This is a genomic window from Ensifer adhaerens, from assembly GCF_001270265.1.
Taxonomy (GTDB): Bacteria; Pseudomonadota; Alphaproteobacteria; order Rhizobiales; family Rhizobiaceae; genus Ensifer; species Ensifer adhaerens_B.
In genome coordinates this window covers 84,789-103,215 of the sequence record NZ_LGAP01000001.1, presented here as the reverse complement: position 1 = coordinate 103,215, position 18,427 = coordinate 84,789, and the positions used below count along the sequence as shown (strand labels likewise).

General features: G+C 62.7%; 22 protein-coding genes. 11 read left to right on the top strand and 11 right to left on the bottom strand.

Annotated features, from left to right (window positions below; genetic code table 11):
- Window positions 1-29 precede the first annotated feature (29 nt).
- Window positions 30-1,775, bottom strand: coding sequence for a LysM peptidoglycan-binding domain-containing protein (locus AC244_RS00455; RefSeq protein ID WP_053246901.1), 1,746 nt, complete (start codon window positions 1,773-1,775; stop codon window positions 30-32).
- Window positions 1,776-2,018: 243 nt separating this feature from the next.
- Between AC244_RS00455 and AC244_RS00450 the strand changes: the two genes are divergently transcribed.
- A complete protein-coding gene (locus AC244_RS00450) occupies window positions 2,019-2,639 on the top strand; it encodes a TIGR00730 family Rossman fold protein (RefSeq protein WP_053246900.1) in 621 nt (206 codons plus the stop codon).
- A gap of 77 nt (window positions 2,640-2,716) precedes the next feature.
- Here the strand turns inward: AC244_RS00450 and rarD are convergent, their stop codons facing one another.
- From rarD to cysS, 8 genes are all read right to left on the bottom strand, one after another.
- Window positions 2,717-3,655 carry an EamA family transporter RarD gene (gene rarD, locus AC244_RS00445; RefSeq protein WP_053246899.1) on the bottom strand — a complete coding sequence of 313 codons (939 nt, stop codon included), beginning with the start codon at window positions 3,653-3,655 and terminating at the stop codon, window positions 2,717-2,719.
- A 329-nt stretch (window positions 3,656-3,984) separates the two neighbouring features.
- Window positions 3,985-5,601, bottom strand: a complete 1,617-nt coding sequence (cimA, locus tag AC244_RS00440; RefSeq protein WP_053246898.1) for a citramalate synthase — start codon at window positions 5,599-5,601, stop codon at window positions 3,985-3,987.
- Window positions 5,602-5,627: 26 nt separating this feature from the next.
- Complete coding sequence (gene pip, locus AC244_RS00435) at window positions 5,628-6,590, bottom strand: prolyl aminopeptidase (protein WP_053247617.1); 963 nt, start codon at window positions 6,588-6,590, stop codon at window positions 5,628-5,630.
- A gap of 2 nt (window positions 6,591-6,592) precedes the next feature.
- Entirely contained in the window at window positions 6,593-7,090 is a 498-nt protein-coding gene (locus AC244_RS00430; protein WP_053246897.1) for a GFA family protein, read from the bottom strand.
- Window positions 7,087-7,563: a GFA family protein gene (locus tag AC244_RS00425; RefSeq protein ID WP_053246896.1), complete on the bottom strand. Its 477-nt coding sequence runs from the start codon at window positions 7,561-7,563 to the stop codon at window positions 7,087-7,089. The genes AC244_RS00430 and AC244_RS00425 overlap by 4 nt, the downstream gene beginning before the upstream one ends.
- The gene (locus AC244_RS00420; RefSeq protein ID WP_053246895.1) at window positions 7,560-8,051 is read right to left on the bottom strand and encodes a GFA family protein; all 492 of its coding nucleotides are present in this window, start codon (window positions 8,049-8,051) and stop codon (window positions 7,560-7,562) included. The genes AC244_RS00425 and AC244_RS00420 overlap by 4 nt, the downstream gene beginning before the upstream one ends.
- A 12-nt stretch (window positions 8,052-8,063) precedes the next feature.
- Window positions 8,064-8,444 carry a VOC family protein gene (locus tag AC244_RS00415; protein ID WP_053246894.1) on the bottom strand — a complete coding sequence of 127 codons (381 nt, stop codon included), beginning with the start codon at window positions 8,442-8,444 and terminating at the stop codon, window positions 8,064-8,066.
- A 114-nt stretch (window positions 8,445-8,558) separates the two neighbouring features.
- Window positions 8,559-9,950, bottom strand: a complete 1,392-nt coding sequence (cysS, locus tag AC244_RS00410; RefSeq protein ID WP_053246893.1) for a cysteine--tRNA ligase — start codon at window positions 9,948-9,950, stop codon at window positions 8,559-8,561.
- A 412-nt stretch (window positions 9,951-10,362) separates the two neighbouring features.
- Between cysS and AC244_RS37375 the strand changes: the two genes are divergently transcribed.
- A complete protein-coding gene (locus tag AC244_RS37375; RefSeq protein ID WP_167590824.1) occupies window positions 10,363-10,515 on the top strand; it encodes a hypothetical protein in 153 nt (50 codons plus the stop codon).
- Window positions 10,516-10,528: 13 nt separating this feature from the next.
- On the opposite strand, the gene AC244_RS00405 is transcribed toward AC244_RS37375, so the two are convergent.
- On the bottom strand, window positions 10,529-11,308 hold the full coding sequence (locus AC244_RS00405; protein ID WP_053247616.1) for an SOS response-associated peptidase: 780 nt from the start codon (window positions 11,306-11,308) through the stop codon (window positions 10,529-10,531).
- 58 nt (window positions 11,309-11,366) lie between these two features.
- Here AC244_RS00405 and AC244_RS00400 point away from each other — a divergent pair, with 58 nt between their 5' ends.
- The 9 genes from AC244_RS00400 (at window position 11,367) to AC244_RS00360 (ending at window position 17,402) form a co-directional block, all read left to right on the top strand.
- Window positions 11,367-11,837: an NUDIX hydrolase gene (locus AC244_RS00400; protein ID WP_053246892.1), complete on the top strand. Its 471-nt coding sequence runs from the start codon at window positions 11,367-11,369 to the stop codon at window positions 11,835-11,837.
- A complete protein-coding gene (locus AC244_RS00395) occupies window positions 11,837-12,292 on the top strand; it encodes a TIGR02301 family protein (RefSeq protein WP_053247615.1) in 456 nt (151 codons plus the stop codon). Before AC244_RS00400 ends, AC244_RS00395 begins: the two co-directional genes overlap by 1 nt.
- Window positions 12,293-12,451: 159 nt before the next feature.
- Window positions 12,452-12,721 (top strand): hypothetical protein, encoded by a 270-nt coding sequence (locus AC244_RS00390; protein WP_115420638.1) that lies wholly within the window; start codon window positions 12,452-12,454, stop codon window positions 12,719-12,721.
- A 16-nt stretch (window positions 12,722-12,737) separates the two neighbouring features.
- Window positions 12,738-13,508, top strand: a complete 771-nt coding sequence (locus AC244_RS00385) for a hypothetical protein (protein ID WP_053246891.1) — start codon at window positions 12,738-12,740, stop codon at window positions 13,506-13,508.
- A gap of 341 nt (window positions 13,509-13,849) precedes the next feature.
- Window positions 13,850-14,695: a YgfZ/GcvT domain-containing protein gene (locus AC244_RS00380; protein WP_053246890.1), complete on the top strand. Its 846-nt coding sequence runs from the start codon at window positions 13,850-13,852 to the stop codon at window positions 14,693-14,695.
- Window positions 14,692-15,300: a YfbR-like 5'-deoxynucleotidase gene (locus tag AC244_RS00375; RefSeq protein WP_053246889.1), complete on the top strand. Its 609-nt coding sequence runs from the start codon at window positions 14,692-14,694 to the stop codon at window positions 15,298-15,300. Before AC244_RS00380 ends, AC244_RS00375 begins: the two co-directional genes overlap by 4 nt.
- Before the next feature lies 1 nt (window position 15,301).
- On the top strand, window positions 15,302-15,841 hold the full coding sequence (locus tag AC244_RS00370; protein WP_053247613.1) for a tyrosine phosphatase family protein: 540 nt from the start codon (window positions 15,302-15,304) through the stop codon (window positions 15,839-15,841).
- Window positions 15,828-16,823 (top strand): NUDIX hydrolase, encoded by a 996-nt coding sequence (locus tag AC244_RS00365; RefSeq protein ID WP_053246888.1) that lies wholly within the window; start codon window positions 15,828-15,830, stop codon window positions 16,821-16,823. The genes AC244_RS00370 and AC244_RS00365 overlap by 14 nt, the downstream gene beginning before the upstream one ends.
- Window positions 16,824-17,066: 243 nt before the next feature.
- Window positions 17,067-17,402 carry a hypothetical protein gene (locus AC244_RS00360; protein ID WP_053246887.1) on the top strand — a complete coding sequence of 112 codons (336 nt, stop codon included), beginning with the start codon at window positions 17,067-17,069 and terminating at the stop codon, window positions 17,400-17,402.
- Window positions 17,403-17,499: 97 nt separating this feature from the next.
- On the opposite strand, the gene nadC is transcribed toward AC244_RS00360, so the two are convergent.
- Window positions 17,500-18,408 (bottom strand): carboxylating nicotinate-nucleotide diphosphorylase, encoded by a 909-nt coding sequence (gene nadC, locus AC244_RS00355; protein WP_053246886.1) that lies wholly within the window; start codon window positions 18,406-18,408, stop codon window positions 17,500-17,502.
- Window positions 18,409-18,427 lie beyond the last annotated feature (19 nt).

Here is an 18,427-nt window from a genome sequence, read left to right as displayed (position 1 = left end):
CCGCAATGCGATTGATGTCGATGGGCAGCCTATTGTTCGTGTTTCATATGCTTGTTGTGAATTTCCCGCGACTCTTCGTCGGAAAGCGCCTGATCCGGAACGCCGAACACCTGACCCGGACGGATCCGATCAGGGTTATCGATCTGGGCCTGGTTGGCAAGGTAGATCGTGGTGTAGCGAACGCCCGCGCCATAGACACGCCGTGAAATCTGCCAGAGCGTATCGCCGCGGCGGATGATGACCGAGCTCTTGCTCTCCTTCAGCGGCGCCTGCTCCACCGTTCCCGGCTGCGCCCGGCTTTCAGTAGAGGCCACGGAAGGTTGCGCGGCGGCAACGTCAGTGGCGATCGAGCTACCGGCACCCTTGACCTTCGACACGCCGGAAGCCTCGGCGACCTCGCCCGATGCGGCGGGCTGCGTCTTGGCGGCAACCGCCGGCGTGGCGCTGCCGCGTTCGGCGAGAATGGCTCCGACCGATGCCTCGACCTTGGTCAAGGCCGTAGCGACGCTCGAGGGATCCTGCGACGCCTCTTTCAGCACGGCCAGCGCATCAGCTGCGGCCTTCGACGTCCGGGCGGCGGCGTCAGCCAACGCCTGGTCGGAATTGTCGGTCAGCCTGAAATCGGCCAGTGACTTCAGCGCAAACTCGCTTGCGGAGCGTGCTGCCGCGAGCTGCTCGCCCGTCGGCACCTTGCCGTTGGAGAAGAGCCCCTTCAAGAGCGCGAGCGCCTTGCCTGCTTCCGCACGCAGCCCGTCGAGGCCGGCCGTCGCGGCCGCAGAAACCGGGCCGGCGATGGCCGCGACCTGGCTACCTGCCGGACGGTCGAACGGAACCGATGCACGCATCACGACTTTGCTTGCGTCGTCGCTCAGCATGTCGGCGCGGATAATGTGGCTGCCGACCGAAAGGTCGATCTGGCCGTCGACGACGAAGTGGCCCTTGTCGTCGGCCTTCATTTCGCCGAGCAGCTTGTCGTCCGCATAAATGCGAACCAGGGCGCCGGGCTTTGCGCTACCGGCGACGAACATCTTCGCGCCCTCGATCTCGACGGCGGTCACCTGCAGCCCGGCAGCGGCACTTGGCTTTGCCGCCGTTGCATCGCTCGTCGTCTGCGCCGTTGCAGACGCCACGTCGGCGGAAGTCCCCGCAGTTGGCTGCGAAGCTGATGCGTCGGCTGTCGGCGCCGCCCCGGCCAGAGCGTCGGGCGTGGTGAGCAGCCGGCTGGCCTCGCCCGGCTTGGAGACCATGGCAAGCAGTTGGCCCGTCGGGTCCTTCGGCACGGAAACCGTCGCGACCTCATGCGAATTCTTGGCAACGCCATCTTCGCCGACGGCGCGCAGGGTCAGCTGATAGTCTCCGGCCGGAAGCGGCTTGTCGAAGACAGCGGCGAAATCGCCGGTCACGCCGACATCGGCCGTTCCGACGACGGTCGCACCGTTGAGGATCTCGAGCTTGGAGCCAGGTGCTGCATGGCCGGCAACAACGGTCGAACCATCGGGCTCGACGCGCAGGACGTCGAAGCCGGGAATGGTCGGGTCCTCTGTCGGCGCTTTCGCATCGGTGCCGCTTGCCGCAGCCTCGTTGCTTGCACCCGGATTGGGCTGAGGCCCGCCGTTCGACGATGCCGCATCACTGGTTTGGGCAGGGCCGTTTGCCGCGCCATCGACTGAGGCTTCCTTGTCGTCACGCAAATTCGGTTGAACTACAAAAATCATCAACGCTGTTGCTGCCGCAAGGACAGTAAGGGCCACCCAGCCGGCCTTGTTCTTGATCATGCCACTCTCCACAGCAGCGGAGCGACGCTCCGCGCATGCCCTCTCATCGGCCTACGGCGCGGGGCTTGCACTATCATTATAGCGCAACTGCGAGCTACCCGCCCGATTTCTTCAATCGATCCCTGAAATTGCTAGCGTTTCCGGGAGTAGCAGACAAGCAGCCGCCCTTGCTGCAAGCGCCGTGAACCAAGCTTTCCCCTCATTTTTCTTGACCCTTGCTGCGCTGCAATGTTTTTTGGCCGGATGAACACTGAAGCCAGCACGATTCGATCCATCTGCGTCTACTGCGGCTCGCAGCCCGGACGTGACCCGATTTACATGGAAGCCGGCCGCGCACTCGGCCGCTCGATCGCCGACCACGGCCTGCGATTGGTCTATGGCGGCGGCACCCGCGGCATCATGGGAGCGGTCGCAAGCGGCGTGCTTTCCAATGGCGGCGAGGTCACCGGCATCATCCCCGAATTCCTGATGGACAAGGAAGCGACGCGCCATTCGCTCGGCCAGCTCAACGAGCTGATCGTCACCGCCGACATGCATGAGCGCAAGCACACGATGTTCGAGCGCGCCGACGCCTTCGTCGCGCTGCCGGGCGGTATCGGCACACTGGAAGAGATCGTCGAGATCATGACCTGGGCGCAGCTCGGGCGGCACCGCAAGCCGATGGTCTTCGGCAACATGAACAATTTCTGGAAGCCGATGCTGGACCTCTTACAGCACATGCGCGGCGAAGGCTTCGTCCACACCGCCCATCTCGTCCAACCGCTCGTCGTCGACAAGGCCGAGGACATCGTGCCGGCAATCCTTGCCGCCGCCAAGGGTGCAAACGGCCGCGAAGGCGAAGCGGAGATCATCTCGCGCCTTTAGGCGCCGACCGCTTCAGAGCCACACGGAATCAAAAAGGCGCGCCCGATGAGCGCGCCTTTCTCATTTTGTCGGATTTGTTATTCCGCCGGGCTGACCTGTTCCGTACGACGCGCTCGGCTCTGCGCCAGCATTGCGCCGGAATAGATGACCAGTGCGGCCCAGATGAGTGCGAAGGCGATCAGCTTTGCCGTGCCGAAGGGCTCGTGGAAGACGAAGACGGCGATCAGGAAGATCATCGTCGGGGCGATGTACTGCATGATGCCGATGGTCGACAGCCGCAGAAGCTTGGCGCCATTGGCATAGATCATCAGCGGAATGGCGGTGACGATGCCGCAGGACATCAGCCACAGCACATCGGCCATGCCGGGGTCGCCGAAGTGGCCCTTACCGGTGGCCTCGAGCCAGATGATGTAGCCGATCGCCGGGATGCTGAGCAGCAGGACTTCGAGGAAGAAACCCTGGTTCGGACCGATCGGCAGCGTCTTGCGGAAGAAGGCATAGAAGCCCCAGGAAAGGCAGAGCCCGATCGATACCCAGGGCAGACCGCCGGCATCGAAAGCAAGCACGGCAACAGCGGCAGCAGCCAGCGCGATCGCCACCATCTGTGCCGGGCTCGGCTTTTCCTTCAGCAACAGAGCGCCGAGGAAAATCGAAAACAGCGGATTGATATAGTAACCGAGCGCCGTCTCGATCGCCCGGCCCGCGCCGATCGCCCAGACATAGATGCCCCAGTTGATGGTGATGAGCACGGCCGTAAGGGCCGCCATGCGCAACATGCGCGGCGAGCGAAGCGCCACCTTGATGTCTTCCGTGCGCCCGAGCCAGACCAGCACGAGACCCGCGAGCGGAACCGACCAGACGATGCGGTGCGCAACCACTTCCGGCGCCGGGATATGGGCGATCGCCTTCATGAAGAAAGGCAGGAACCCCCAAAGCAGATAGGCCGTGAGCGCAAAGGCGAAGCCCTTGGCGGAATCGGTATTTTCTGCGGGTAGTTTCGCGTTCGGCTCGGCCATGACATTTTTCCTGATGTATTCGCCGGAGGCTATCGCGGCGATGACGCCCGCTCCGGTGCTACAGCGTTTCCGTTTTGGACGGAGTCGCAGATACGCTCTATCTCTTTGTTTTTACGCATCTCCTGACGGAAAACCGCTCCGCACTTTTCCTGGAAATGCTCTAGTCGAAGGCGCAGCCCTACCGGCCGACGATGCCTCCCATGGGGCGTCGTACTCCAACGACCGGTAATGCACCAATTCATTTCCGTGAACGGATGGTGAATTTTGCTCATACTTTAGGCAAGGGAAGCGGCGCCCAAGCGGGCGCCCCTGCTCTCTGAACCAGGCGTTTACTCGGCCGCAATCAGCCCGACATGGTCGCGGTTCTTCAACAGCTTGAAAATGATACTGTCCATCAGCGCCTGGAAGGAGGCATCGATAATGTTGTCGGAAACGCCCACCGTCCACCAACGCGCGCCCGTGCCATCGGTCGATTCGATCAGAACGCGGGTGATCGCCTCGGTCCCGCCGTTGAGAATACGGACCTTGTAGTCCGCAAGCTCAAGGTCTTCGATCTCGGACTGGTATTTTCCGAGATCCTTGCGCAGAGCCAGGTCGAGCGCGTTGACGGGGCCGTGGCCCTCGGCGACCGACATCATGGTCTCGCCATCGACGACGACCTTAACGACCGCCTCCGACACGGTCTTCAGCTGGCCGTTGGCGTCGAAGCGGCGCTCGACCATCACCCGGAAGCTTTCGACATGGAAGAAATCCGGCACCGTTCCGAGGATGCGGCTTGCCAGCAGCGCAAAACTCGCATCGGCACCCTCATAGGCATAGCCGGTCGCTTCGCGTTCCTTGACGATCGCGATCAGCTTGTCGAGCTTGGGATCGTCCTTGCCAACGACGATGCCGCGACGCTTCAGGGCGTTGATGAAGTTGGCCTTGCCGCCCTGGTCGGACACCATGACCTTGCGCAGATTGCCGACGCTTTCGGGAGCAATATGCTCGTAGGTGCGCGGATCCTTCAGAAGCGCCGAGGCGTGAATGCCGGCCTTGGTGGCAAAGGCCGAGGCACCGACATAGGGCGCCTGCATGTCGGGCGAGCGGTTCAACAGCTCGTCAAAGGCGTGGGACAGCTTCGTCAGTTCCTGCAGGCGATCGGCATCGATCGCCGTTTCGAACCGGCTGGAATAGATCTCTTTCAGCGCCAAAGTGGGGATCAGCGTCACCAGATTGGCATTGCCGCACCGTTCGCCGATACCGTTCAGCGTCCCCTGTATCTGGCGGACGCCGGCCTCGACTGCGGCGAGTGAATTGGCAATCGCCTGCCCCGTATCGTTATGGGCGTGGATACCGAGATTGGCGCCGGGCACGCCGGCAGCGATGACCGCCGACACGATCTCGCGCACTTCGTGCGGCTGCGTGCCGCCATTGGTATCGCAAAGGACGATCCAGCGCGCGCCCGCTTCGAAGGCGGTCTTGGCGCAGGCAAGCGCATAGGCGGGGTTCGCCTTGTAGCCGTCGAAGAAATGCTCGCAGTCGACCATCGCCTCGCGGCCGGAACCGACGACCGCGGCGACGGAAGCCCGGATGTTGTCGAGGTTTTCCTCGTTGGAACAGCCGAGCGCCACTGCCACGTGGTAATCCCAGCTCTTGGCCACGAGACAGATCGCATCGCTCTTTGCCTCGAGCAAGGCTGCAAGGCCCGGATCGTTCGAGGCGGAAACGCCGGCGCGCTTGGTCATGCCGAAGGCGACGAAGGACGCCTTCTTCGTGCGCTTGCGCTTGAAGAAGTCCGTATCGGTCGGATTGGCGCCGGGGTAACCGCCTTCGACATAATCCATGCCGAAATCGTCGAGCAGGGTGCTAATCGCGATCTTGTCCTCGACGGAAAAATCGATGCCGGGCGTCTGCTGCCCGTCCCGTAGCGTCGTGTCGAAGAGATAGATGCGTTCCCTGGTCATGGCTCGTTTCCAATAATGCTCAGTCGTTATTCGGTCTTGCCTGCGAACTTGTCCGTGGCGCGGATCAGCTGGTCGAGGATACCGGGCTCGGAATAGGCGTGCCCTGCCCCCTCGATCAGGTGGAAGTCGGCCTCGGGCCAGGCCTTGTGCAATTGCCAGGCATATTTGGCCGGGCATGGCATGTCGTAGCGTCCCTGGACGATAACGCCAGGGATGCCGCGCAGACGATGGGCGTCCCGCAGCAATTGCCCGTCATCCATCCAGCCGGCATTGACGAAGAAGTGGTTCTCGATGCGCGCAAAGGCATCGGCAAACTCGTCCTCCTCGAACCGGCCGCTGGTCGACAGTTCCGGAAGCAGCGTAATCGTCTCGCCTTCCCAGATGCTCCAGCTTTTGGCGGCCGCAAGCCGCGTCGCCCTGTTTTCGCTGGTCAGGCGCCGGTGATAGGCATGCATCATCTCATGGCGCTCGTTCTCGGGGATCGGTGCGATGAAACGCTCCCATTTGTCCGGAAACATCTCCGAGACGCCGAACTGATAGTACCAGTTGAGCTCCGCCTTGGTCAGCGTATAAATGCCGCGCAGCACCAGCTCCGTGACGCGGTCAGGGTGTTTTTCCGCGTAGGCGAGTGCCAGCGTCGATCCCCAGGACCCGCCGAACACCTGCCATTTTTCGGCCCCTGCCATCTCACGCAGGCGTTCGATATCGGCGACGAGGTGCCAAGTGGTGTTGGCTTCGATCTCAGCATGCGGCGTCGACTTGCCGCAACCGCGCTGATCAAACAACGTCACGTCGTAAAGTTTGGGGTCGAACAGCCGGCGATGGTTCGGCGAGATCGTGCCGCCAGGCCCGCCATGCAGGAACACCGCCGGCTTGGCCCCCGGCGTTCCCACCCGTTCCCAATAGACGGAGTGCCCGTCGCCGACGTCGAGGTGGCCCGACGCATAGGGTTCGATTTCCGGGTAGAGCGTGCGCAATGCAGCAGTCATCATCAGTCTCTCATGAGTGGCCAGTGCACCGTATCGTAGTCGGGATGCTGGCGGTTCGTTTCGAGCACGAGCAAGTGTCGGGTGGCGGACAATTCGCTGCCGTCGTCGGTTTGCCTTTCGGGCAGTTTCGCCAGCCGCGCGAACCACACCATGCGCGACTCTACTCCCGACTGATAAACCGGCAGCAGATCGTCCGGGTCGTCGAGCGAGCCGAGCACGATGTTGAGGAAATCCTCGTCCGGCATGTCGTAGAAGAGCGGCGTTCCGCAATCGTGGCAGAAGCCGCGGCGCACCAGATGAGACGAGCGGAACCAGGATGGCTGTCCGCGAGTAATGTCGAAATTGTCGCGGGCGATGTTGGCGAGCGGCATGAAGTAATTGCCGGCTGCCTTCTGGCACATGCGACAGTGACAGATATGCGCATCTGCCAATACACCTTCGGCGCGGTAGCGGACCGCTCCGCACTGGCATCCGCCGGTAAAGATGCGCGAGATCGTCATCTGAACACTCCCGGTTCGTGCCATTGCTCGGTCTCGTGATCGGGGTGCTGGAAGGAAATGATGCTCTCCTGCCTGCTATAGAAATCCGGATCCGTCAGCACCGGCTGGTCGAAGATGGTCTCGACCCAGGGGAGCCGCGAGGCATAATTGACCTGTATCTGCGGCGCCAAATCGCTGCGATCGTCGAAGGTCCCGATGGCAATCTCCACGCCGCCGGGATGGCGGTAGGTCATCGGGGTGCCGCATTTCGGGCAGAAACCGCGATCGATATTGACCGAAGACTGGAAATAGCTCGGTTCGTCGCGCGTCCACTCGATGCCATCCTTCGGCGCTGTCACCAGCGCGGAGAAGAAGGAGCCGAACTGCTTCTGGCACATGCGGCAATGGCAGATCGACGGACGGCCGAGCTGCCCGCGGATGCGGAAACGAACCGCGCCGCATTGGCATCCGCCTGTTCTAACCGTGTCCGTCATTTCTTGTCCTCCGGGGGCCAGGTTTCAGTGTCGTGGTCGGGGTGCTGATAGGATACGAGATCGGCAAGGAAGGACACGGCGTCGGCATCGGCCATCGTCTCCTCGCCCTGAAGCTCAGGCACTTGGTCGACATAGGGCAACTTGCCCTCGATGCCCCATTGGATTGTCGGCACGATCCCGTGCGGTTCGTCGAAGGCGGCGATTGCCAGTGCCATGCCATCCGGTGCCTCGTAGGTCAGCGGCGTGCCGCAATCGCCGCAAAAACCACGCCAGCCGAAATTGGATGACTGGAAGCGTTTGCGCTCGCCGCGCGTCCAGGTGACATGCGCACCCCGAACCGACACCAGGGGCAGGTAGAAGTTTCCGCTCGCCTTCTGGCACATGCGGCAATGGCAGACCGACGCGTCACCGAGAACGCCCTCGACGCGGAATCGCACGGCACCGCATTGGCAGCCGCCGGTATGATACGGCTTGTTGTCGAGGCTCATCACGACATCTCCTCACGCCGGGGCATGGCAGACCGCCTCGATATTGTTACCGTCGGGATCGAAGACGAAGGCGGCATAATAATCCGGATGGTAGTGCGGCCGCAGCCCCGGCTTGCCATTGTCGCGTCCGCCGGCAGACAGGGCCGCTTCGTAGAAAGCGTCGACTTCGCTGCGGCTGCGTGCGGTGAAAGCATAATGCCGCCCCGGACCTGCGACGGCCTCGTGCAGCCAGAAGACCGGACGTTCACGACCGTAGCCGCCGACCTTGACGCCGCCGGTATGCTCCGCCGGCACCATCATCAGGAGCGATGCTCCGAGCGGGGCGAATGCCTTGTCGTAGAACGACTTCGCCTTGTCGAAGTCCGCAACCGAGATGCCCGTATGATCGATCATTGCACGAACTCCTCCTTCATGCGCCTCTCCTCATGCCGCCAAGCTGCGACCGCCGTCCCCTGCCGCTCAGACCAGCGGTCTCCAAGGGCAATAGGGGGACACGGCAGGCAATCTTCACCGCTTCACTTCCCAGGTCGTCACGCGTTCGCCGGTCGCCGGGTCCTTGCCGTCCTTGAGCTGGATGCCTTGGGCCAGCAGATCTTCGCGGATCCTGTCGGCCGCAGCGAAATCCTTGGCTTTGAGCAATTCGAGACGTACCCGCACGCGGCCATCGACTTCGTGCACGACAGCCTCGTCGAGTTCGACGGCCTGCGGCACGATGCCGAGCAACCACGCGCTTGCGGCAAAGCTGCCCCGCAGGCTCGGATCGCCGGCCGCCTTCTGCGCCAGCGCATGCAGCGCCTGAACCGCCGCCACCGTGTTCAAATCGTCGGACAACGCTGTGACGATCGCCGGATCGACCTCGCCCTTGGCGTCGCCCGGCACCGGCCATTTGGACAGCAGGTGCTCGGCCTCTTCCAGCCGCTTGATCGAGAAATCGATCGGCTCGCGGTAGTGTGTCATCAACATGGCAAGGCGTAGCACGTCGCCCGGCCATTTGCGGCCGCCGAACTTTTCGGTGTGCAGCAGTTCGTAGATGGTGACGAAGTTGCCTTCGGACTTCGACATCTTGCGGCCTTCGACCTGCAGGAAGCCGTTGTGCATCCAGACATTCGCCATCACATCGGTGCCGTGGGCGCAACGCGACTGGGCAATCTCGTTCTCGTGGTGCGGGAAGATGAGGTCGAGCCCGCCGCCGTGGATATCGAAGACCTCGCCGAGATAACGCCCGCTCATGGCAGAGCACTCGATGTGCCAGCCCGGGCGGCCCCTGCCCCATGGGCTCTCCCAGCCCGGCTCGTGATCGGCCGAGAGTTTCCACAGCACGAAATCGCCCGGGTGCTTCTTGTGCACCTCGACGGCGACTCGGGCACCGGCCTGCTGCTCGTCGAGATTGCGTTTGGAAAGCTGCCCGTAGTCCGGCATCGATTTGGTATCGAACAGCACCTCGCCACCGGCCTTGTAGGCATGGCCCTTGGCGATCAGCTTGTCGATGATGTCGATCATCTGCGGAATATTGTCGGTCGCGCGCGGCTGCACGTCAGGATCGAGGCAGCCGAGCGACTTGGCGTCTTCGAGAAACTGCGTCTCGGTCTTCTCGGTCACATGCCGGATCGCCTCGTTCAGCGGCAGGCCGGGATAATCGCGCAAAGCGCGCGCGTTGATCTTGTCGTCGACGTCGGTGATGTTGCGCACATAGGTCACCTTCGGCGCGCCATAGACATGGCGCAGCAGTCGGAAAAGAATATCGAAGACGATGACCGGACGGGCGTTGCCGATATGGGCATAGTCGTAGACGGTCGGGCCGCAGACATACACGCGGACATTGTCAGGATCGATCGGCCGAAAATCGACCTTCTCCCGTGTCAGCGTGTTGTACAGCTTAAGTGTCGGCACTCCGCCCATTCCAAATCTCCAATACGCATGCGACCGTCAGAAATACGGCGCCCGGGAGGCCCGCGCGTTTGTCATCTTGGATTTCGGGAGACGAAAACGGCCAGGCCAGCGAAGCGCTAGCGAATAATCTTCCGGCAGATAATGCAGGTAACCGTTTTCATGGGCTCACTTATCGCGCTTCGCATGGCGTCGGTCAAGTGGTCAGCCGTATGCAAACACAGCCGACTATCAAAGCTGAGGCATGGTCATGGATTTGTCATGATTTGGCTTATCTGGGATCGCCACGCGGGAAAGAGATTCGCGGTGCAGCTTGGCCCTACACCACGGTTCCTGTCTCCGGAGAAAATGAGGAGGAGCGTCGTTGTCGTATACGCAAGCGACAACGAGGAGTTTCCGGTCCAGGGAAAGCATCAAGGAGTGCATGCAAGTGAAGGCCGCCAAGACCACCGACATCGCCAAGACATCCGCCGATCTGGTTCAGCAGTATCGTCCGCTCGGCCTTAAGGCCGTGCTGGCCGCTGCCCTGCAGGTGAAGGCAAAGCCCGCCGGCAAGCTGAAGAAACAGCCGGCATAAACCTATCCGCGGATCAGAACAGGGACATCTGCCCGTCGTCGGGCTTGTCCCCGTTCTTGACGTCCTTTGCGGGTGCTTTCGGCGCCATCTGTGGGACGACCGGCTCCTGAATATCTGGCCCCGCATTGGCGACCTTGTTGACCCTGTCGGATACGGGGATCGCTTCGAAATAATCCTCCGACGTCGGCACCATCAGATCGAGGACGTCGCGCGGCTCCTGCGTCTTGCAGTCCAGCCAGCGCGCACAATCTTCCGGCTGGATCACGATCGGCATGCGATCGTGAATGGGCGCGATCACCGGATTGGCGCTAGTCGTGAGGACTGCGGCGGTGTCGACTTCTGAGCCGTCGGCGGAAGACCATGTCTCCATCAGGCCGGCAAAGGCGACGATGCCGCCCTTTCGCGGACGGATCCAATAGGCCTGCGAGGCCTCGCCGCTGCCCTTTGCGGGGCGATGCCATTCATAGAAGCCGGATGCCGGGACCAGAACGCGACGGTGGCGCATCGCGGCGCGAAACGATGCCTTTTCGATCGCCGTCTCGGCGCGGGCATTGGTCAACAGCGGAAAATCCCTGGGGTCCTTGACCCAGCCGGGCGTGAAACCCCAACGAACGAGAAGGGCCCTGCGCTCCGGCAGGTTGCTGCCCGGCCCGCCGCCATCTGCAGCCACGACGACGATGATCGGCTGCGTCGGCGCAATATTGAAGCGCGCCGGAAAGTCATCGCTTTCCAGCAGGCCGAACAGTTCCATCAATTCTTCTGGGGTCGCCGTCAGCGCAAAACGTCCGCACATGACACGGATGTGGCACTTCACGTAGGATGGGTCAACGATAGCGATCGAAATTGATTCCATCATGCCGAAACAGCCCGAACTCGCCTCCTCCGTCATTCTCGAACGCGATGGCCGTTACCTCCTGGTGCGACGCGCCAATCCGCCGTCCGCCGATATGTACGCCTTTCCGGGCGGCCGGGCCGAACCGGGAGAAACGCCGGAGCAGACGGCCTTGCGCGAATTGCAGGAAGAGACCGGCATTCGCGCCCGTAGCCCCGTGCTGTTCGAAACCTACGATCTGCCAGGCAAGGAATCGGAAGGACGGCATTTCTTCCTCTCCGTATTCCGCGCGCAGGCGGACGCGACGGCTGTCGCCGTTGCCAGCGACGATGCGGCCGGCCTCGGCTGGTTCACCCCTGACGAGATCTTTGCGCTTCCCATTCCCGACAGCGTTCGCGAATGCGTGGAAAAACTGGCAGCTCAGGCTGCAGCAAACGCAAAGACGGGCGGACGCCTTGAAACAGCCGCTGATTCGGACTTGATGGGATGATGACATTCGGCCCGACCATCACCCGCCTGATCGTGACGACCCTACTGCTCGCCACCGCGGCGACCACCGCTGTGGCGCAGAAGACGGCCGCACCGCCGCAGGACAAGACGCAGGCGCAAGCGCCCGCCCCTGTCGTCGTCGAGGAAAAACCGACGCCCTACGACCAGCGACTGATTCGCCTCGCCGAGGTTCTCGGCTCCGTCCACTATCTGCGCAATCTCTGCGTCAAGGAGCCCGAGGATGTCTGGCGGCGCTCGATGCAGGAACTGATCGACAAGGAAACCGCCAACGAGGAAAAAAGGCGCGAGCGGATGACCGCTGCCTTCAACCGGGGGTATCGCACCTTCGCCTCCGTCTACACGACATGTACGCAGCCGGCGATCGTTGCCGAGCAAAGATATCGTGCCGAAGGAGCAACACTTGCGTCAGAAATCGTCGCCCGCTTTGGAAATTAGCAATAAATTAACCTCTTTTCTCACGACCCCGTGTCGTTTCGGGAAAAGGCTGCTAAGTTCGTTAAGAGAGTGGTAAGAAGTGCCAACCGAGTCACAGTCGTTCAGTTGAGGTTCAGCCGGGCGACGTTAAAGTGAGCCACTTGCAGCAATGGAAGTCGCATGGAACGAATGATGGAACCAAGCCTGACCGACATCGATGACATGATCGTCCACGAGAAAATGCAGGCAGCGCTGGAACACCAGAACGAGGCCTGGGCGGATGGCATGGCTGATGGCATCGAGCCAGAAATCATCGCCGATGCGGCCATCGCTCTAGCCATGCGGGAAACCGTTCGGCTTCATGGTGAAGACGGTGCGGAAGCGATGCTCAATTCGCTTCGCGAGCGCATGCTCGCCGGTGAATTTTCGCCCCAACGCTCGCTTCAGTGATATCAGGACTGCCCTTATGAGCCGGAACCATGCAAACCGGACCTCTCCGGTTCGCCTTGTTACGCTGCTTCTGGCCGGTGTCGCGCTGAGCGTTCCGGTTATGACGTCGCCCGCATTTGCGCTCAGCGAATTGCAAGAGGCGCCCAATGCAGTCGCGAGCGACCAGAACGCCCCCCCTCCGTCTGCCGAGCCTGTGGATGACGAACCGGATCAGGAAGAAAAGATCCCGCTCGAAATCCCGATGCCGGACCCGCTGATCAACAAGTCGGCGACCGTGAAGAAGGACGATCCGGCCGCCGAGGAGCCGAAGACGGTCGACCCCATCGAAGTGCTGAGCGACGTTTCCAAGATACCGGCTCCCGTGGCGCGCATGCGCGAGTTGATCGTCGAGGCGGCCGCCTCCGGCGACATCGAGCGGCTGCGGCCGCTTCTCGGCAAGGGCCCGACACAGACCCAAGTCACCGGTGTCAGCGCCGACGAAGACCCGATCGCAGTCCTGAAAAGCCTGTCGGGTGACCAGGACGGCGTCGAGATCCTGGCGATCCTGCTCGACGTGCTTTCGACCGGCTTCGTGCAGGTCGACAAGGGTACGCCGCAGGAAGCCTATGTCTGGCCCTATTTCGCCGAAAAACCGCTGTCCTCGCTGACCGCCCCCGAAAAAGTGGACCTCTTCCGACTGGTGACGGCGGGCGATTTTGCCGACATGGAAGAATTCGGCAGCTACAACTTCTATCGCGTCGGCATCATGCCCGACGGGAAGTGGAAATTTTTCATCGCCGGCGACTAGAGCGCTTCATCTTTAAACAGAAGCATTCTGCCGGAAGGAATTTCGGCCAGGACCAAGGCGGCTGGCGAAGAGCGCAGCAGAAGCTGCGGTCGAGACGGCCGCCGCCGGCAATGGCCGAAATTCATCCGGCCCTTCGGGTTGGCTGAAAACGGCCGCCCACTGTGTCGGATGGCTTGCCCGATGGATCCGCATCGCTCTGCGCCATCCTTCGTGTGGAACGGCCGTTTTGAGCCAACAGAATCGCTTCCGTTTAAAGATGAAGCGCTCTAAACGCCGGCGATACGCTTGCCGTTCATCCCTGAACATCCTACCTGTTCGGCAATGTGAACAGGATTCGAGCCATGCCCAGAGTTCGCCTCGACGACCGCGCGATCGTCTCCGTTTCCGGCAAGGATGCGGAAGATCTTCTCCAAGGGTTGATCACCACCGACCTCGATGCCCTCGCACCCGATGAGGCAAGGCCCGGCGCGCTGCTGACGCCGCAGGGCAAGATCCTGTTCGACTTCATGATTTCCCGCGACGGCGACGGCTTCAGGCTGGAAACCGCTGCCGACCAGGCCGAGGCCCTCTTGAAGCGTCTGACCATGTACAAGCTGCGTTCTGCGGTGGTCCTGTCGCTCGACACGTCGACGCCCACCATCATCGCCTTCGACGAGCCGCAGGCAGCGGGTTATCGTGATCACCGCTTCGAGAAGGCCGGTGCTGCGGTGTTCCGTTCCTATGATGAGACCGAGACGGACGCGGCTGACGCGGCCGACCTCGAGCGACTCCGGATCGTTTCCGGCATTGCTGTTTCCGGTCTCGACTACGCGCTGCAGGACGCCTTCCCGCACGATGTGCTGATGGACAAGAACGACGCGCTCTCCTTCCGCAAGGGCTGCTATGTCGGCCAGGAGGTCGTCTCGCGCATGCAGCATCGCGGCGCGCCGCGCCGCCGCGTGGTGATCGTTGCCGGCGCATCAGCACTCCCGCCGAGCGGCACGGCGATAACGGCAGACGGCAAGCCGATCGGCACGCTCGGCACGGTGCGTGACGCATCGGCATTGGCGATCGTGCGCATCGACAAGGCCGGGGAAGCGATGGCTAACGGCGTCGACCTTCTTGCAGGCGACGTGCCCGTGACGCTGACGCTGCCGGAATGGACGGGGCTTGCCTTCCCCACCAGCGCCGACGAGGCAAGCGCATGACCTCGGCGCGCGCTTGGCAACGCATGCTTTCCGGACGGCGGCTCGATCTGCTGGATCCGTCGCCGCTCGATGTCGAAATCAGCGACATCGCCCACGGCCTTGCCCGCGTTGCGCGATGGAACGGCCAGACGGCTGGCGACCACGCCTTCTCCGTCGCCCAGCACAGCCTCATCGTCGAGGATATCTTTCGTCGGAGCTACAAGTGCAACGCCGACGACTGCCTGATGGCGCTGCTGCACGACGCGCCGGAATATGTGATCGGCGACATGATCTCTCCCTTCAAGGCCGTGGTCGGCGGTGGCTACAAGCTGGTCGAGAACCGGCTGGAAAGCGCCATCCATTTACGCTTCGGCCTGCCTGCCCATTGCTCTAGGGAATTGAAGGACCGGATCAAGAAGGCAGATCATATCGCCGCCTATTTCGAAGCGACAGCGCTTGCCGGCTTCGCGACAGAAGAAGCGCGAAAGTTCTTTGGGCAGCCGCGCGGCATCACCCGCGACAGCCTGCTGATCGACCCCTTGCCGGCCGTCGAGGCCCAGCGTCTGTTTACCGAGCGTTTCGCCGCTCTCGAGGCGGAACGCGCCGCTGCGAAGGTGGATGCCTGAGATGTCCCGGATCGTCGTATCGCCGCTTGCCCGCATCGCCGAAATGGCCGTCCGCCACGGCTGCACGGAAATGCTGAGCCTTGTCGCCAAGGGCCAGGATTTCCACCGCCCGGCGGTCATCTCCAAGGCACGGCACCTGACGCTGGGGATGAACGATATCAGCTTTGCCGGCACCGGCGGGCTCATCGCCCCGCAGGAAGAGCACGTCCAGCAGATCGTCGCCTTCGCCAAAGACTGGGACCGCGCGCGCTCGATGCTCGTTCATTGCTGGATGGGCGTTTCCCGGTCTCCGGCTGCGGCTCTTATCGCAGCGCTTGCGGTGGAGCCCGAGCAGGAAGACCGGGAACTGGTCGAGCGACTGAGGCTCGCCTCGCCCTATGCGACGCCCAACACCCGGCTTGTCGAAATCGGTGACGCCGTCTTATCCCGTGGCGGGCGGCTCGTCGCTGCCGTGCGCTCGATCGGCCGCGGCGCCGATACCGACGGCAATGTTCCCTTCGTGCTGCCGCTTGTTGCCGAAGGAGCCCATGTTGGCGACTGAGATGCAGGCGGTCACCGTCGAAATCGGTCTCAACGCGGCGATCGTCGCCGTCGTCAACCGCAGCCCGCGCATTCTGGCGATCAACGAGGCGGATGGCGACGCACGGGACAGCCTGCCCTTCGGCCCCTTCGATCCCGCTCGCCACCGCACCTTCGAGACCAGCCTGCGCGACCGTGTGGAAAAACGCACCGCGCTCAAGCTCGGCTATATCGAGCAGCTCTACACCTTCGGCGACCGCGGACGGCAGCGGCTGCCGGGCGAAGAGGGCAAGCACATGGTTTCGGTCGGCTATCTCGCCCTGACGCAGACCGATACCGAAAACACCGAGCGCCTGGCCGGGGCCGGCGCGCACTGGCGCGACTGGTACGGTTACCTGCCCTGGGAGGACTGGCGGCAGGGTCGCCCTGCCATCCTCGACCAGATGATCCTGCCTGCCCTCTCCCGCTGGGAGCTTGGCACGTCCGATGACGAGCGCATGGCCCCAAGCGCGCAGCGGCGCGCGCGCATCCGGCTTGCCTTCGGCCTCGGCGATTTCCCCTGGGACGAGGAACGGGTGCTGGAGCGCTATGAACTGCTCTACGAAGCGGGTCTCGTGCGCGAGGCGGTGATCGACGGCCGTAGCCGGGAGCAGGACAATCCAGCGGCAGGACAGGCCATGCGCCATGATCACCGCCGCATCGTCGCGACCGCAATTGCCCGCCTGCGCGGCAAGATCAAATACAGGCCGGTCATCTTCGAGCTGATGCCGCCCGAATTCACCCTCACCGATTTGCAGGCAACCGTGGAGGCTATTTCCGGCCGCCATTTGCACAAACAGAATTTTCGGCGGCTGGTCGAAGGCGCCGAGCTGGTCGAGCCGACCGGCATGACGCTGGCGTCGACCGGCGGAAGGCCGGCGGCACTCTTCCGCTTCCGTCGCCAGATCCTCGACGAACGGCCCGCGCCCGGCCTCAAGGTGGGTGGCCGCTCCTCCTCCGCATGATATTCGCAGACGGAAGCGGTCGGGCATCTATGCTGGCGACCGAACGGATAAAGTGCAGGCTGCTTCTTACACTTCGGCAAGTGCGCGCTACATTCGTTCGATCGGATATTGTGCAGGCTCCGGCCGGCCAGAGCGTTTCCGGTTGAAACGGAATCACAGAAACGCTCCAGCTCTTTGTTTTCGCGCATTTCCTGACGGAAAACCGCTCCGCACTTTTCCTGGAAATGCTCTGAGGAAGAACACATGTTGCTTGCGCTTGCGCTGCTCACCAGCCTCCTGACCGATCAGCCTATCCTGCCGAACCCGCAGGGGAGCAAGGCGGTCCCCGACTATTTCAACAACCGTTCGGACCAGCCGGTCGTACCGAACCCGCGGGGTAATACGGCGATACCCGACTACTTCAAGAACAACCAGATGGGCGGCGGCCAACCCGGGTTTGGCGGCGGCCAACCCGGTGTGACGATCTGCAACCTCAATGGCCAGGATAGGCGGGGGCAGTTCAAGATCTGTCGCTATGACTGCGGCACGGAGATCACCATCGACCAGCGCATCGTCTGCCCGTTCATCCAGCAGCGATAACGCACGCCTCAACTGCGCCAACGGTCACTCGACAATGCCTTAAACCGGAATCGATTCATGGATTTGCGCGGGGCGCTTAAAGCTTTGCCGCGGAACTTTAGCGTTTGATCGCAACGTCCAACCCGATGTCGAGCGTTGGCGCGGCCATGGTGATCTTGGACGTCGAGATATAATCGACGCCGGTCTCGGCGATGGCGCGGACCGTGTCGATCTTGACGTTGCCGGAGGCTTCGAGGCGCGTGCGCCGCGGGTCGGCGGCATAGGCGTCACCGCCAAGCTGCCAATGGGCGGCATTGATGGCAACTGCTTCGCGCAGGCGCTCCGGCCCCATATTGTCGAGCAGGATGACGTCGGGTGCGGCAGTCAGCGCCTCGCGCATCTGGTCGAGGCCATCGACCTCGATCTCGATCTTGACCAGATGACCGCAATAGGCGCGGGCCGCGTGCACGGCGGCGGCAACGCCGCCGGAGACGGCGATGTGGTTGTCCTTGATCAGCACCGCGTCGTCGAGGCCGTAGCGATGGTTGGAGCCACCGCCGAGGCGCACGGCGTATTTCTCCAGCGCACGCAGTCCCGGGATCGTCTTGCGCGTGCAGCAGACCTTTGCGCGCGTATGGGCAATTTCGTCGGCGAACGTCGCCGTATAGGTGGCAATGCCCGAGAGATGCATGAGGAAGTTCAGGCCGACGCGCTCGGCCGAGAGCAGCCCGCGGGCACGGCCGGAGATGCGGGCAATCGCGGTTCCCGGCGCCACACGGTCGCCGTCGGCGACCAGAGCCTCGAAGACGATGGACGGATCGACGAGCCGGAACGCCGTGCGCGCGAGTTCGAGCCCGGCAACCACCCCGGGATCACGCGCGTTCATGCCGGCTGTTGCCGTCATTTCCGGCCCGATCGTCGACAGGGTCGTAATGTCGCCGGCGCGGCCGAGATCTTCGAGCAAAGCGGCGCGCACCTGATCCTCGACCATGAGGGCGGGCAGTTCGGGGCGAAGGGCTGCGGTCATCTGGTCGTTATTCCCTGCT